Annotated in this window: 7 protein-coding genes; 5 read left to right on the forward strand and 2 right to left on the reverse strand. The window is 35.0% G+C overall.

Annotated elements, in window-relative coordinates; genetic code table 11:
* Positions 1–451: 451 nt before the first annotated feature.
* The 3 genes from ERX46_RS12180 to ERX46_RS12190 all read left to right on the forward strand — a co-directional run bounded on the left by ERX46_RS12180 (position 452) and on the right by ERX46_RS12190 (position 3,623).
* Positions 452–988, forward strand: coding sequence for a GNAT family N-acetyltransferase (locus tag ERX46_RS12180; RefSeq protein WP_130094152.1), 537 nt, complete (start codon positions 452–454; stop codon positions 986–988).
* A gap of 276 nt (positions 989–1,264) precedes the next feature.
* Complete coding sequence (locus ERX46_RS12185) at positions 1,265–2,518, forward strand: T9SS type A sorting domain-containing protein (protein WP_165366227.1); 1,254 nt, start codon at positions 1,265–1,267, stop codon at positions 2,516–2,518.
* A 178-nt stretch (positions 2,519–2,696) separates the two neighbouring features.
* Complete coding sequence (locus ERX46_RS12190) at positions 2,697–3,623, forward strand: isoaspartyl peptidase/L-asparaginase family protein (protein ID WP_130094153.1); 927 nt, start codon at positions 2,697–2,699, stop codon at positions 3,621–3,623.
* 303 nt (positions 3,624–3,926) lie between these two features.
* Here ERX46_RS12190 and ERX46_RS12195 read toward each other — a convergent pair whose 3' ends face one another.
* Positions 3,927–5,522 (reverse strand): tail fiber domain-containing protein, encoded by a 1,596-nt coding sequence (locus ERX46_RS12195; protein ID WP_130094154.1) that lies wholly within the window; start codon positions 5,520–5,522, stop codon positions 3,927–3,929.
* Positions 5,523–5,610: 88 nt separating this feature from the next.
* On the opposite strand from ERX46_RS12195, the gene ERX46_RS12200 reads away from it, so the two are divergent.
* Positions 5,611–10,743, forward strand: coding sequence for a T9SS type B sorting domain-containing protein (locus ERX46_RS12200; protein WP_130094155.1), 5,133 nt, complete (start codon positions 5,611–5,613; stop codon positions 10,741–10,743).
* A gap of 349 nt (positions 10,744–11,092) precedes the next feature.
* On the opposite strand, the gene ERX46_RS12205 is transcribed toward ERX46_RS12200, so the two are convergent.
* Complete coding sequence (locus tag ERX46_RS12205) at positions 11,093–12,574, reverse strand: tail fiber domain-containing protein (protein ID WP_165366228.1); 1,482 nt, start codon at positions 12,572–12,574, stop codon at positions 11,093–11,095.
* 130 nt (positions 12,575–12,704) lie between these two features.
* Here ERX46_RS12205 and ERX46_RS12210 point away from each other — a divergent pair, with 130 nt between their 5' ends.
* Complete coding sequence (locus ERX46_RS12210; RefSeq protein ID WP_165366229.1) at positions 12,705–17,822, forward strand: HYR-like domain-containing protein; 5,118 nt, start codon at positions 12,705–12,707, stop codon at positions 17,820–17,822.
* The last annotated feature ends 154 nt before the right edge of the window (positions 17,823–17,976 follow it).

Below are 17,976 nucleotides of genomic sequence, written 5' to 3' on the forward strand. Positions count from 1 at the left end.
AAAACTTAATGTTTATTTGACTAAAATTAAAATCCTTGATGATAATTCAAACGCTATTGCTCTATTTTGCCTTAGCTTTTTAAAGTATTGGTCAAATTAGCTTCAAACAAATTGAACTGAACCACTAGGGACTAAAAGTGCCTGAGGATCATTTGAGAATAGAATTCTATGGCTAGCGATTTTGATGTTAGATGTTAGACATTAGACATTAGACAAAAATTAGACTTTTTGTCTTTTTCCTAAAATATAATGTTTGATATAAAGGTTTTTAGAAGATAAAGCTAGATGAACAATTCGAAAGCACTATAATAATCATCAATATTGATAGCATAATTAAATTGAATGGTGCGTATAAAACTTTATACAATAATACGTATATTGAAGATAAAATGAGAAATTATCTAATAAAAGATTAATAAATCGTCTAATATTACCCAAAATATGCTTCAGAATGAAAATATACGCAGAAACAGATAGATTAATTTTAAGAGAAATTATTTCTACTGATATAGATGGATTGTTCGCGTTAGACTCCGATCCAGCTGTACATAAATATTTAGGCAATGAACCTGTAATTTACAAAGAAAAGCTTGTTGAGGTAATCGATTTTATTAGAAAACAATACGAAGAGAACGGAATTGGGCGATGGGCAATAGTCGACAAGAAAACCAATGCCTTCATGGGTTGGGCAGGCCTAAAATTTGTTACAGAAGAAACAAACAATCATATTAATTATTATGATTTAGGTTATCGAATCATTCAAAAATACTGGAATCAAGGATTTGCAACTGAAGCTGCATTGGCTTCTTTAAAATATGCTTTCACTAAATTAGATGCAAAGGAAGTTTATGCAATTACAGATTCTAAAAATAGAGCATCAAACCATATACTATACAAAATTGGTTTTAGTTGTACTGAGAAGTTTATGTATGATGGAGCAAAACACCATTGGTATAAAATTAAAAAATCAGATTTTGAGAAAAGATAGAACTGAACCATTAGGTCTTAAAACACTATAGGTTCATTTGAGAATAAAATTTTATTTCTATCAAAAAAATTAAGATGTTAGATATTAGACTTTCTGTCTTTTTTCTAACATCGCAAATCTAATGTTTGACAAAGGTTTTTAGCAGCTAAAGTGCATAGTTTTAATTATTACTGAGACCAAGAAAAGCCTAAACATATTATGATAAAAGCATAACAACAAGATATTTATATTTAAACCAATTATTTTTTTCCTATTTTCAAACCATTCTAAACCAACATGAAGAAAATATTTTTTTTAACCATTTCGAGTTTTTTATTTATACTAAACGATTTAAACGCACAGGTAACTGGTTGTACCGATTCAAAAGCCCTTAATTTCAATTCAGTGGCATCAGAAAACAATGGCAGTTGTATTTATATTTCAGACACAATAACGCCTAATTCAAGCTCTATTTTAGAAAACGCAATCTCAGAAACATCTGGATTAATAAAGTGGAATGATAAATTATGGACCCATAATGACAGCGGCGGTCAATCAATAATTTATGGTTTAGATACTTTGAATGGCAATCTGAATGAAACTATCGAATTATTTAGCACATCAAACCCTCCGATTGCTGGAGAACCTGTTGATTGGGAAGAGATTTCCCAAGACAGTAGTTTTGTATATATTGGTGACTTTGGAAACAATATAAGTGGAAATCGAACAGATTTAAAAATTTTAAGAATCTCAAAAGTTTCTTTACTTACTAATTTTCCAATTGTCGATACGATATATTTTTCTTATTCAGATCAAACTGATTTTACAAATACAGGATCCAATATTACTGAATTTGATTGTGAAGCTTTTATTGTCTCAAAAGACAGTATTTACTTATTTACAAAACAATGGATAAGTGAAAAGACTAAAATCTATTCCCTTCCTAAAGTCCCTGGTTCCTATAATGCAAGATTAAAATCAACCATAAATGTTGAAGGATTAATCACAGGAGCCGTTTATCTAGAGTCAAAAAATATTATCGCATTGTCAGGTTATTCAAAATTGCTGAGTCCCTTCATTTATCTGATTTATGATTTTAAAGGAGATTTTTTTACTAGGGGAAATAAAAGAAAAATCAATTTATCACTCCCATTCCACCAAGTTGAGGGAATCACCTCTTCAAATGGATTCAAATATTATATTTCTAATGAAAAATTTTCACAATCCAACATCATTCAAAAGCTACATATAATAGATTTAACTCCATATTTGGATGAACATTTATCAAATCTCTTGTCCATTTCAGAAATTTATATTAAAAATGACTATTTCATTTATCCTGTTCCAGCAAGTGATTTCATTTATATAAAATCCAAAACCGATCTTCACAATAGAAATTATATTTTGATTAATCAAATGGGCAAAGTTCTTCGTAAAGGAAAACTGATAAATGATAATCCAAGTATAGATATTTCAAATATTCAAAATGGACTATATTATCTTAAAATTGGTGAAAACCAAGAACACATATTTAATATAATCAAACGATAAATTAAAGTTTGTTTGTGAACTATTGGTCTATTAGTTCAATTTCCAGCATAGCCTATAAATTTGAAACCAATGAATAGTTTTAAAATCATCCAAAAAAAACATTCAAATAGAATAATTAGAACATTCTAATTTCAATCCATTTTCTAACTTTGTATCAATCAAATAATAAACTCTTCAAATGAAATTTTCAATAGCAATTCACGGCGGTGCCGGTACACTCGTTAAAGGTATGATGACTCCAGAATTGGAATTACGATACAAAGCAGACCTAGAAAAAGCGCTTGATGCGGGCTACAAAGCACTCGAAGATGGAAAGTCATCAGTCGATGCTGTTGAAATTGCTGTAAATATTCTAGAAGATTCCCCACTTTTTAACGCTGGAAAAGGAAGTGTTTTTACCGCCAATGAAACGCATGAAATGGATGCTTCTATTATGGAAGGAAAAAATCTAAACGCTGGAGCAATCTCTTTAATTTCTGGAATCAAAAACCCAATTTCTTTAGCTAGAGATGTCATGGAAAAAAGCGAACACGTTTTCCTAGCAGCTGAAGGAGCGATGATTTTCGCTAAAATGAATGGCTATACGACTGAACCTGATTCATATTTCTACGATGATTTACGTCATAAACAATGGCTAGAAATAAAAGACACGGATAGTTTTCAATTGGATCATTCTAAATCTAAAGATTCAAAATTTGGAACTGTTGGAGCTGTTGCTTGCGATAAAAACGGAAACATAGCCGCTGCAACAAGCACTGGTGGAATGACCAACAAGAAATTTGGTAGAATTGGAGACAGTCCTATGGTTGGAGCTGGAAACTACGCCAACAATGAAACTTGCGCAATCTCCTGCACAGGAAGTGGTGAATTCTTCATTCGTGGAGTTGTTGCTTATGACGTAGCGTGTTTAATTGAACACAAAAATTATTCATTAGAAAAAGCGGCTGATGAAGTTATCAATAAGCGTATTCTAAAAATCGGTGGAGATGGCGGATTGATTGCTGTAAACGCAAAAGGAGATATCGCAATGCCATTTAATACCGAAGGAATGTACCGCGGATGCAGAGATTCAGAAGGGAAGAAAGAGGTTTTGATTTATAACTAGAGTTTTGCTTTAGGATTGCTGCTTTCAGCGTTTGCGTTAACTTCGGCTACCATGAGTCAACGGATTACTCTTCGTTGACTGAGCATTGTCACAGGTAACAATCAAAGCCAACAACCAATAAAAAAACCTCCAAAAGCCAAAACTCTCAGAGGTTTCTATTCATCAAAAATATATAAATCTAACATATCATATTTACCAGTTTAAAATTAATTTTGAATAACAAAACGGTCTGCAATTGAAGTCTGTACCACAAACAACCACCCCTATCGCGTTAATAATTAAACCTTAATAATTAATCATTATTTACCTAACTATCATTCTCTTAGACATTATCTCTTGTCCATTTCTTGTAAGTGAATAAATAAACATTCCTTTCCCAACCTCAGAAGCCAAAATTGTAATTTCACCTTTGTTTTCTTCAAGTGGATAATCCTTAACAAATCCTCCGTTTAAGTTAAAAATAGTAATTGAAGCTTGATTAACCTCAGAAGCTAATTGGTAGCGAATTACGGTTCTATCATTGAATGGATTAGGTGTGTTTTGTTCCATTGAGTAATCAGATACCTCACGACTGGCTTGAACTAAGCTTTCTCTTATTTTGTCGTTGGCTTTGTATTCTGCTAATTCATCTTTAACAGATGATAATTCCTCGCGAACTGATTTTATTTCTTCAACTAATTCAGTGTTCAACTCCTGAATTCCTGCGGTTAAAACAGAGATTAAACCTGTATAGTTAATGGCTTTGTAAGAAATATCAGAAACTATCTTACCGTCTTCATCAAAAACTGGTTGAGTTACGTCTTTGGTTAATTCTGGGAAGACTTCTGCCATTTCTTGTGATATAAAACCGTGTTGGTTTATCTCTGGAAGTACAAGCCCATCTGTTTTATTGAAATTATAAGTTACCGGTCTAAGTAAAGAAATCTTTTCAAGTACATTAATCTCATTTGAAATTTCGTTCTTTAATTTGGCGTCAGATATAAGGAATGTACCCGCGGTTGTCATAATATTTCCATTAAAATATCCTGCGAAATTATTACCTGTAGTACTTGCTGCTATACCATAAATTCCAGCATTAAAACTAGCAGTGGCATCAGTTTCACCTTTTACTCCATATGAAGCACTTGCATTACTATTTATACTTATACCATGAACACCTGTTGAAACGTCTCGACCTATAGCTTTACCATAAACACCCGTTGACATTCCTCCATCAGAACATTCACTAAATATTCCATAACCGAAATCTGAAACATGGCGTACTCTAATTTTTGCACCAAATATTTCAGGTGCAATTAAAGATCCATTAAAATTATTGATGGACAAACCTAGTTGCCCCTTTGTGAAGATACCTACTTTAGGAGAAGTAACATTATTATCTCCAAAAGGAAAAACTTCATCAACATTTTCTCCAAAATAAGTGTTCGCGCCATTTGGAGTCATAATAGCTACTAATTTAGTTGTACCTTGAGTTCCAGGATTTCCGCCACTCGGCAAAGATCCAAAACCATTTCCTACGATAAATTCTAATGGTTTAGCAGTTGTGCCGCCATTGTGAATCCATTGAATACGAGGTTTCGCTGGACTTGCACTTGTATAGCCCGTTACCAAAGCACTTCCTTTGAATTGGAAACGAGAGCCGTAAAATGTTTGTCCGCCAGCAGGAACTTTACCTAAGGAAAACCATTCATCAGTATTACCAAATGTAAAATCACTTGTGCCACCTGACAGTTGGGTAACTGCTCCAGCTTGAAAACGGAAGATTTCATCAAGACCCAAGGAAGACCCTAACGGAGTAGGAAAAGGAACAGCAGTGATATTGTTCTGACTTAGACTATTAGATTGTCCAAAAGAAAACGTAATAGTAAATAAACTTGCGAATAAAAGTACTTTTTTCATAATGTAATGTTTTTAATTGATTGTTAAAACTCATAAAAAAAAAAAATGAAATAGCAAAATTAAAAACAACTATTTTTAATTTTTCTGTATGGGAGTTCAACTAATTTTCTCTATTTTTGAAGCTATGAGTGTAAATAAACACATCTTTATTTGGTTAACGCTACTTGGATTGCTGGTTCCAAACAAGCTTCTTGCACAATTTATCAACACACCAATTACTCTATACCAACAATTCAACGGAAAATACGACTATACAGTAATTGGTAACACTCATAATACAGCGGATAATTCTACAAACTCAACATGTCAGTTTTTAACAAGTTCTTCTGCTACTCTAAACCTCAATCCAAACCAGACAATAGAAGCAGCATATTTAATTTGGAGTGGTATAAGTGATGGCATGGCCACGTCTGTTTCTTTAAATGGAAATTTGATAACCCCTGATTATACCAATTTAATTGCTAGTGGCACACCCCCATTCTCCTTATTTTGGTTTTCTGCTGTCAAAGACATCACTAGTTATGCTCAAAATTTTGGTAACGGAATTTACCAAATCACGAATTTTGATTTGAATCCATTTACTTCTAGTTATTGTTTTCAGACACTTGACTATTCAGGATGGAATATTATTTTAGTCTATTCTGACAACTCACTACCTAATGTTCAAATAAATATTTATGATGGGCTTCAAATCGGTAGTTCTGTTACCTTCCCTGTTAACAACTTGAACGTAACGAATACAAATAATGCCAACATGACTTGTCTTTCATGGAACGGCAGTTCAAACATAAATTTTACTCAATCTATTGCAATTAATGGAAATACATTGAGTAATGCGCAAAGCCCCCCAAATAATCCTTTCAATAGCACAGATAGCTTTACGGGAAGTAACATCAGTTGGAACAGGGATGTAGATTTATTTGACATCAGTGGCTTTATAAATATTGGAGATAATTCTGCAACAATAGATGTTACTTCTGGTCTTATCCGCTTCATCTCAAACATCATCACTTCTATCCCCTCAGAACTCCCAGACGCCACAATTAATATAGAAACCATCACCGGTCAAGACCTCTGCGACAACCAAACTCTATCAATAGATTTCACAGTCCTAAACGTCAACTCCAACGACACTCTACCCCAAGGAACACCCGTTTCAATTTTCGCAAACACCAATACATTTCTAGGAACAGTTATCACGCCCTCCGAAATTTTAATTGGAGACAGTTTAGCAATGTCAACTAACGTTACAATTCCAGCAAATGTTACCAGTCCTTTTGATTTAAGTGTTATTGCCAACCAAGACGCTACTCAATTGGGCGTAATTCAGGAGAGCAATTTAACCAATAATTCAGCAGATACAACACTTAGTTTAACAACGGTTATCACTCCAATTTTTGATTCTATTCCGCCTGTTTGTCAAGGAACAAATTTAGTTTTTCCAACTACATCTAACAACGGTATTTCAGGAACTTGGTCGCCTACTTTCAATTCTCAAGCAACAACAACCTATACTTTTTCGCCATCAAGTTTATTCTGTGCAGATACAGTTCAACTTACCGTGCAAATTGTTCCAGAAATAGTTCCAACATTTACTTTACCAGATTCTATTTGTATCAATGATGCCTTGGTTTTCCCAACAGCTTCCAATAATGGAATAGCTGGAGCTTGGTCGCCCGCTTTTGACAACCAAAACACAACAAATTATACTTTTACGCCGGATTCTTCGGGAGTTTCGGCGGGTTGTCCAGTAAGTTTTCAGCAATTAATTGAGGTTGTTCCACAAAGCATTCCTAGCTTTTCTTTTACAGATTCACTTTGCCCAAATGCTGTTTTTACTTTTCCAACAAGCTCTGACAATGGAATAATTGGTACTTGGTCACCAGTATTTGATAATCAATTGACTACCAATTATACTTTTTCTCCTAACAGTAGTAACCTTTCAAATGGCTGCGCAGCAAGTACTTCAGAAACAATCACAATCATTGATATTGTTAATCCAACTGGAACAGCGCCAGCGAATTTAGTTTTGCAATGTTTTGCTAATGTTCCAGTTGCAGACATAAACGCAATTACTGATGAAGCAGATAATTGTACAGCAATTCCAACGGTTACTTTTGTTTCTGATGTTTCAAACGGAAATACCTGTCCAGAAATCATCACAAGAACTTACAACATTGCAGATGATAACGGAAATGATATTGATGTAATTCAAACCATTATAATCAACGACGATACCGCGCCAACATCAAGTAATATTTCAACAATTGTTCAGTGTTTAACAGATGTTCCTGCGGTTGATATTTCTGTAGTTTCAGATGAAGCGGATAACTGCACAGCAAATCCAACAGTTGCTTTTGTTTCAGAAAGTACAGACGGAAGCTCCTGTAAGGGAGAAATAATTACGAGAATTTACAGCGTTACTGATGATTGCGGAAACAGCATTAATGTTACACATACAATTCTTGTAGATTCCTACACGCCAAACTTTACTGTTTCAGGACAAGGAACAACAACTTGTGATGGAAGCGATGGAACAATAACACTTTCAGGATTATCGCCAAACACAAATTATGAAATGAGTTATAATGGTGGAACGACAAATGCTATCACAACAAATGCAACAGGAGATTACTTAATAACAGGACTTGCAGCAGGTTCTTACACAAACTACACTGTTTCAGATGCAGATTGTCCAGCTTGCACATCTACAGAAAATGTTTCCATCAACATTAACGACCCAACAGCTGCAATTATTAACGCTGGACCAGATCAGCAATATTGCGAAGGTGAAACCATCGTTTTAAATGCAATAAACCCTGAAAATGCGAACATCACTTGGAATAACGGGATAACGGATGGCGTTGGATTTATTCAACCCGTCGGCACAACTTTTTATACCATTACCGCAGAAAGAGTAAATTGTTTTTCTTCAGATCAAATGAGTATCACGGTTTCTCCAGCAATTACAGACATTACTTGTCCGGGAGATTTAACAGCTTCATGTAACATTTCAGAACAAGCACCTTACGCGGATTTTAATGCTTTTATAGCTGCTGGAGGTTCTGCAACAATTCCAGTTGGTGGTATAATTGATTCAGCCTCATTTACTTTATTGAGTGAAGTTTCTGATGGAATAACTTGTCCAGAAACAATTACAAGAACTTATCAAATAGCAGATACTTGTGGAGTGACGCTTTCATGTACGCAAAATATCGTAATTAGCGAAATAATTTTACCAACAGGGACAGCGCCGAATGATACGCTAGTTCAATGTATCGGAGATGTTCCAATTGTAGATGTTAACTCAATCACAGATGAAACTGATAATTGTTCTGCTATTCCAATTGTGACGCACATTAGCGATGTTTCAGATGGGAATACTTGTCCTGAAGTAATAACCAGAACTTACAACATTGAGGACAAATGTGGAAACAACATTGATGTGGTTCAAACCATTACGATTAACGACGATATTCTACCAACAGCGAGTAATCCCGATACAATATTTGTAGATTGTTTGGTTGATGTTCCTCTAGCAGATATTACAGAAGTAACCGACGAAGCAGATAATTGTACCGTAAATCCAACGGTAGCTTTTGTTTCAGAAAGTACAGATGCAAATACTTGTAATGGCGAAGAAATCACGCGTATTTATAGCATTACTGATGATTGCGGAAACATTATTGATGTAACTCAAATCATTGTGATTGAGGTGTATAATCCAGTTTTTACGGTGTCGAGCACAAATCCAACTACATGTCTTGGAAACGAAGGAACAATTACACTTTCAGGATTAGCTCCTTCTGCTATTTATGAACTAAATTATAATGGTGGAGCGATAATTTCAATCACAACTAATACTGCTGGAGAATACACAATAACAGGACTTGTTGAAGGAACTTATACCGGATTTACTGTTACTGAAGGAACGTGTTTAACGTGTAGTACAACAGAAAATGTAACAATGACTTTAACAGATCCTCTTCCACCAATAGTTGATGCTGGAGCTGACTTTGAAGAATGTGAAGCTGAAACTATAACTTTAACAGCGAGTAATCCTGATACAGCAAATATCTCTTGGGACAATGGAGTAGTGGACGGCGTTGGTTTTATTCCACCAGTTGGAACAACAATTTATACCGTTACTGCGGAAAAGTTCAATTGTTTTTCTACAGATGATGTTCAAGTTACTATAAATCCATTACCGATTGTGAATGCAGGAAATGATTTTACAGTTTGTGACGGTGATGAAGCTACTCTGTCTGGAAGTGGGGCAGATACTTATGTTTGGGACAATGGAGTTATCGATGGAGTTCCATTTACTCCTTCATTAGGAACAGTAACTTATACTGTAATTGGGACATCTATTTTTGGATGTACAGCTTCAGATCAAGTTGATGTTGACGTTATAATTTCTCCAGATGTATCTTTTGTAGCGGATAGAACAATAGGTTGCGCACCGCAAGAAGTTAACTTTATTAGTACATCACCTGGTGTTTCAAATAAATGTATTTATACTATAAATGGAGGTGAACAAATTTCAGGATGTAATGTAAATCACATTTTTACAGAAGCAGGTTGTTATGATATCAATTTACAAGTGGAATTAACAAATGGTTGTGTCGATGATTTAACAAAAACGAAATTCATCTGCATCGATGACTATCCAGTTGCTGATTTCACAGTGAATCCAAAAGAGCTAACCAGTATTTATAATATTGCTGATTTCACAAATGAATCGACAGGAGCTACAGATTACGACTGGAGTTTTGGAGACGAGAATTTCAGTAATGCGACAGATCCAAGTCATGAATATTCAGTTGATTCTATTGGTCAAAAGTATACTTTCGGAGTAGAACTTATAGCATACAGCAACTTAGGTTGTCCAGATACAGCAAAATTAGATCTCCCATTCTTTGAAGAATTGATCTACTATATTCCGAATGCGTTTACACCAGATGGAAATCAGTATAACGAAACATTTAAACCGATTTTCACAACAGGATTCGATCCAATGGAATACAATTTAAAAATCTTTAATCGTTGGGGAGAAGTAGTATTTGAAAGTAACGATGCAGCAATTGGATGGGACGGAACTTATGGAACGAATAGCTATAAGTTTGCGCCGTCGGGTGCTTATGTTTGGAGAATTAATTTCAAAAAAGCAAGAAATAAAGATAGAGTTGAAATCGTTGGAAGTGTTAGTTTACTACGTTAAATAATGAAAAATGAAAAATATTGAATGGTGAATTTTTTAATCATTGAATTTTTCAATCCTTGAATCCTTTGAATCCTTTGAATTATTAGGTATGAGATTTGACTATTCGCTTCAGGTATCAATATCGCGTTAATCAATGATTTGACCATTATTGAATTTTCAATTATCAAGAAAAAACCTCCAAAAGTCTAAACTCTCAGAGATTTTTAATAAAAAATCGAACGACCAACCGTTATCAGATAAAAATTAACTAAAGAGCTTTGTAGTATTCACCGCAAATAACCACCTCTATCGCGTTAATAATTAAACAACTTGTCCGACCCCTGGCGGATTAATAATTAACCATTATCTATCTAACAATCATTCGTTTAGACATAATTTCCTGTCCATTTCTTGTAAGGCTGTAAATAAACATTCCTTTACCAATTTCAGATGCCAAAATCGTAATTTCACCTTTGTTTTCATTAATTGGGTAATCCTTCACAAATCCACCATTTAAGTTGAAAATAGTAATTGAAGCTTGTTCAACATTAGGCGCTAATTGGTAGCGAATTACGGTTCTATCATTGAATGGATTAGGTATGTTTTGCTCCATTGAGTAATCCGAAACCTCACGGCTGTCTTGAACTAAGCTTTCTCTTATTTTGTCGTTGGCTTTGTATTCTGCCAATTCTTCTCTAATATCAACCAATTCACTGTTCAATTCTTGAATACCAGCCGTTAAAACAGAAATTAGCCCAGTGTAGTTAATGGCTTTGTAAGAAATATCAGAAACTATTTTACCGTCTTCATCAAAAACTGGTTGAGTCACATCTTTGGTTAATTCTGGGAATACTTCTGCCATTTCTTGAGAAACAAAACCATGTTGATTTGTCTCAGGAAGTGCAATTCCTTCTGTTTTGTTGAACGTATATGTAACAGGACGCAACAAAGCAATTCTTTCGAGTGCGCTTTTTTCATTATTGATGTTTTGTTTTAATTTTTCATCAGAAACAGTAAAAGTACCTGCCGTTACAAGAACGTCTCCATTAAAATAACCTGCATGACGATTACTACCTGATAGTTGAGCATCTCCATAAATTGCAGCACTAAACTGGGTGTTTGTATTTGTTGTTGATCTGACACCAATTGAATTTAGTGAACTAGCCACTTCTGTTCTAATACCTATTGAGCTTTCTCCTCCAACACAATCGATAATCATTCCATTACCATTGTTCGAACCATGCTCCACCCGAATTGCTGCTCCTATATTATTACCTGTTGTCGAATTTGAATTTTGATTTCTAATACTCAAACCTATTTGCCCTCGTGTAAGAATACCTACCTCAGGGGAATTAGCATTATCTAGAAATGGATTTCCTAAATTAACTATATCCCCAAAATATGTATTACCTTGAAGTGGAGACATAGAAGCTACTAAGACATTTGTACCAGGACTACCTGAGCTACCTAAACTAGTTCCTACACGAAACTCTAGAAATCCAGCAGTTGGTCCACCACTATGAACCCATTCAATACGTGGCTTATTAGGAGCTGCACTTGTATAACCCATTGTTAAACCTTTCTTGAATTGTTGAAAACGTAAGCCATAAAAATCTTGAGTACCAGCAGTAATCTTTCCTAAAGCAAACCAGTCCTCATCAAAATTAAAGCTGGTCCCACTTTGTAATTGTGTTACTAGGCCCGGTTTAAAACGAAAGATTTCACCATTAAGCTGTGTTATTCCAGTATTGTTATATGTTTCTACTGGGCCTTCCGATAAATTGTCTTGGGCTTTTAAAATCGTCATGGTTGAAACCAATAGGCATAACACTAAAATTTGCTTTTTCATAATATAATAGTTTTGATAAGTCATAAATCTACTAAAAAAAAAAATGACTAATCAAAATAATCTGATGTTTATTTTTGCTTTAAGTTTTCTATATTTGCGAATACTGAAAGTTTTCCTTATTTTTGAAACTATGAAAAAGTCAAAAAACATAGTTCTATGGGCATTGCTCTTTTCATTGATTATCTCGAACAATTTATTTTCTCAGTTTACTACACCCTTAACACTTTATAAGCAATTCAATGGGCAATATGATTACACAGTAATAGGTAACACCCACAATGTCTTGGATAATTGGCAAACTCCCAATCCACCATGCCAATTGCTAACGAACTCAAGCGCAACATTGAATTTAACCACTAACCAATCTATTGAAGCTGCCTATTTAATCTGGAGTGGAGTTAAAGATGGTGTTGGAACAACTGTTACCCTAAACGGAAATCTTCAAACCCCAGATATCATTAATACCACGAATGTAAGTGGTCCTAGTAGCAACCCTAGACTATATTTTTCAGCGGTAAAAGATATTACAACCTATGCTCAAATTACTGGTAACGGCCTTTATAACATTAGCAACTTCGACCTAAATCCTTTCCTCCCGAGTTATTGTTCAAATGCTATTTACTATTCAGGATGGAATATTGTAGTGGTCTACTCTGAAACTTCACTTCCAAGTGTACAACTAAACATCTATGATGGACTGGAAACCTTGGGCCTTAGTCCCGTAACTCCTATCAGCTTCTCAATAAACAACTTAAATGTAACAAATACAAATAATGCTACTATGACCTGTCTTTCTTGGAATGGAAGTGCGAATAAATTTTTAGGAGAATGGATTACAATCAATGGAGATACTTTAAGTAACATACAAAGCCCTGCCAATAACCCATTCAATAGTACAGATAGCTTTTCAGGAAGCAATACGAGTTGGAATAGGGATGTTGATAAATTTGATATTAGCAATTCTATCAATATTGGAGATATTTCTGCGACAATAGGTGCAAGGTCTAATCGTTTTCGCTTTATTTCAAACATTATCACATCCATCCCCTCAGAACTCCCAGACGCCACAGTCACCTTCAACACCATCACAGGTCAAGAACTTTGTGAAAACCAAACCCTTGCAATAGATTTTACCGTTCTCAATGTCAACTCTAACGACACCTTACCTCAAGGAACTCCCATTTCAATTTATGCAAATAACACTATTTTTCTAGGAACATTTTTAACACCATCTGAAATTTTTATTGGAGACAGTTTAGCAATGTCAACAAGCGTAACAATTCCAGCAAATGTTACCAGTCCTTTTACATTAAGTGTTATTGCCAACCAAGATGCCACTCAATTGGGCGTTATTCCAGAGAGTAATTTCTTAAATAATTCTGCAGACACAACGCTTAATTTAATAACGGTTACAGTTCCAATTTTTGATTCTATTCAACCAGTTTGTCAAGGAACAAATTTAGTTTTGCCAACTACATCTAACAACAGTATTTCAGGAACTTGGGCGCCAGCTTTCAATTCTCAAGCAACAACAACCTATACTTTTTCGCCATCAAGTTTATTCTGTGCAGATACAGTTCAACTTACCGTGCAAATTGTTCCAGAAATAGTTCCAACATTTAATTTACCAGATTCTATTTGCATAAATGATGCACTTGTTTTACCAACAGTTTCCAATAATGGAGTTGCTGGTTCTTGGTCGCCTGCTTTTGATAATCAAAACACAACAACTTATACTTTTTCGTCAGATTCTTCGGGCGTTTCGGCGGGTTGTCCAGTAAATTTTCAGCAATTAATTGAGGTTATTTCGCAAACTATTCCTAGTTTTTCTTTTACAGATTCACTTTGCCCAAGTGCTGTTTTTACTTTGCCCACAAACTCTGATAATGGCATTTTAGGAACTTGGTCGCCAGCGTTTGACAATCAAACAACTACCAATTATACATTTACACCAAATTTCAGCAATCTTTCAAATGCTTGTGCAGCGAGTAAAGCAGAAACAATTACAATCATTGATATTGTAGACCCAACAGGAACAGCACCTGCAAATTTGACTTTGCAATGTGTTGGAAGTGTTCCTCTTCCAGATGTAAATTCAATTACTGATGAAGCAGATAATTGTACTTCAATTCCAACGGTTACTTTTGTTTCAGATGTTTCAGATGGAAACACCTGCCCCGAAATCATCACAAGAACCTACAATATTGCAGATGATAATGGAAATGACATTGATGTCATTCAAACGATTACAATTAATGACAATACAGCTCCAACAGCGAGTAATATTTCAACAACTGTTCAATGTTTAACGGATGTTCCGATTGATGATATCGCAGTTGTGACAGATGAGGCTGACAATTGTACAGCGAATCCAATAGTCGCTTTTGTTTCAGAAAGTACTAATGGAAATTCATGTAACGGAGAAATAATTACACGCATTTATAGCGTAACAGATGATTGCGGAAACAGCATTAATGTTACACATACTATTCTTGTAGATTCTTACACACCAAACTTCACCGTTTCAGGACAAGGAACAAATTCTTGCAATGGAACGGATGGAGAAATTACGCTTTCTGGACTTTCTCCAAACACAAATTATGAAATGAGTTTTGATGGTGGAACAACAAATCCAATCACAACAAATGCAACAGGAGATTACGTAATAACAGGACTTCCAGCAGGTTCTTACACAAACTACACTGTTTCAGATGCAGATTGTCCAACTTGTACCTCAACAGAAAATGTTTCCATTAATATCAATGATCCAACCGCTGCAATTATTAATGCTGGTCCAGATCAGCAATATTGCGAAGGTGAAACCATCATTTTAAATGCAATTAATCCTGAAAATGCGAATATCACTTGGAATAACGGAATTACTGACGGCCTTGGATTTATTCAACCCGTTGGCACAACTTTTTATACCATTACCGCAGAAAGAGTAAACTGTTTTTCTTCAGATCAAATGAGTATTACAGTTTCACCAGCGATTACAGATATTACTTGTCCAGGAGATTTAACAGCTTCGTGTGATATTTCAGAACAAGCGCCTTATTCTGATTTTAGCGCATTTATAGCAGCTGGAGGTTCTGCAACAATTCCAGTTGGTGGAATTATTGATTCTACATCATTTTCATTATTGAGTGAAGTTTCTGATGGAGTAACTTGCCCAGAAACAATCACCAGAACTTATCAAATTGCAGATACTTGTGGAGTGACACTTTCATGTACGCAATCGATTGTGATTAGTGAAATTATTCTTCCAACAGGAACTGCGCCGAATGACACAACAGTTCAATGTATTGGTGATGTTCCAGTTGTAGATATTTTGTCAATAACTGACGAAGCCGATAATTGTTTAGCTATTCCAATTGTGACGCACGTAAGCGATGTTTCAGATGGGAATACTTGTCCAGAAATCATCACAAGAACTTACAACATTGAAGACAAATGTGGAAACAATATTGATGTGGTGCAAACGATTACAATTGATGATGATATTCTGCCAACAGCGAGTAATCCTGATACGATATTTGTAGATTGTTTGGCTGATGTTCCGCTTCCAGATGTTACCGTGGTAACAGACGAAGCCGACAATTGTACAGTAAATCCAATGGTCGCTTTTGTTTCAGATAACTCAAATGGAAATACTTGTAATGGCGAAGAAATCACCCGAATTTACAGCATTGCGGATGATTGTGGAAATACGATAAATGTTTCACAAATTATAAAAATCGAGTTGTTTGATCCTGTTTTTACCGTTTCAAGCACAAATCCTACAACTTGTCAGGGAAACGAAGGAACAATTACATTTTCTGGATTAATTCCATCTTCAAATTACGAATTGAATTATAATGGAGGAGTTCCAACTCCCATTACGACAGATGCAATTGGAGAATACACAATCACAGGATTAGTTGAAGGAAATTATTCAGGTTTTACTATTACCGAAGGAACATGTCTGACTTGCAGCACAACAGAAAATGTTACGATGACACTAACCGACCCGCTTCCACCATTTGTAAACGTAGGAACTGACATCGAAGCTTGTGAAAATGACATTATCACGCTCACCGCTTTCAATCCAGAAATTGCAAATATTTCATGGAATAATGGCGTAGTGGATGGAGTTGGTTTTGTTTCTCCGGTTGGAATTTCGACATACACTGTAACTGCTGAAAGAGTCAATTGTTTTTCAACGGATGATGTTCAAGTAACAATAAATCCACTTCCAATTGTGAATGCAGGAAATGATTATGCAGTTTGCGATGGCGATGAAACAACACTTTCTGGAAGCGGAGCAGATACTTATTTTTGGGATAATGGAGTGATTGATAATGTTCCATTTACTCCAAGTTTAGGACTCGTAACTTACACTGTTGTTGGAACATCTGTTTTTGGATGTGTGAACACAGGTCAAGTCGACGTTGAAGTAATTATTTCTCCAGATATTTCATTTACTGCAAATAGAACAATTGGCTGTGCACCGCAAGAAATCAACTTGTTTAGTACTTCGCCTGGGATTGGAAATCAATGTGTTTATACCATAAATGGTGCAGAACAGTTTACAGGATGCAACGTAAATCCTATTTTCACAGAAGCGGGATGTTTTGATGTTAATCTCCAAGTCGAATTAACAAATGGTTGTACCGATGATTTAACGATTACGGATTACATCTGCATAGACTATTATCCAATTGCTGATTTCACAGTAAATCCAGAAGAATTGACAAACATTTACAATAATGCAGACTTCACAAATGAGACTATAGGAGCAACAGATTATGAATGGAATTTCGGAGATGGAGATTTCAGTAATGCAATAAATCCAACCCATGAATATTCAGTGGATGAGATTAGCAGAAAATTCATTTTTGATGTGGAATTAGTCGCAACGAGTAATTTAGGATGTAAAGATACTTTCAATTTGGATCTTCCATTTTTCGAGGAATTAATATACTTCATTCCCAACACATTTACACCAGATGGAAATCAATACAATGAATCATTTAAACCACAATTTACTTCTGGATTTGAACCATTAGAATACAAATTACAAATCTATAACCGTTGGGGAGAATTGATTTTTGAAAGCAATAATCCAGCTTATGGATGGGACGGATCTTACGGTTCAAGCCAGACTATTTATGCTCCTGAAGGAACTTATCTTTATAAAATATATTATAAGAAATTGAGGAATGATGAGAATTCGGAGATTGTGGGGAGCCTGAATTTACTTAGATAATTACAAAAAACATTGTACGAAGATACAATGTTAGGACGATTTGTAAATCGTCCTTTCCATTATCAAAACATTATGTGATTTGAAAATTCAATGATTCAAAAATTCAAATGAAAAAACATTGTGCGAAGATACAATGTAGGGACGATTTGTAAAT

Source organism: Brumimicrobium glaciale, from assembly GCF_004152935.1.
In the GTDB taxonomy this organism is placed as follows: domain Bacteria; phylum Bacteroidota; class Bacteroidia; order Flavobacteriales_D; family Crocinitomicaceae; genus Brumimicrobium; species Brumimicrobium glaciale.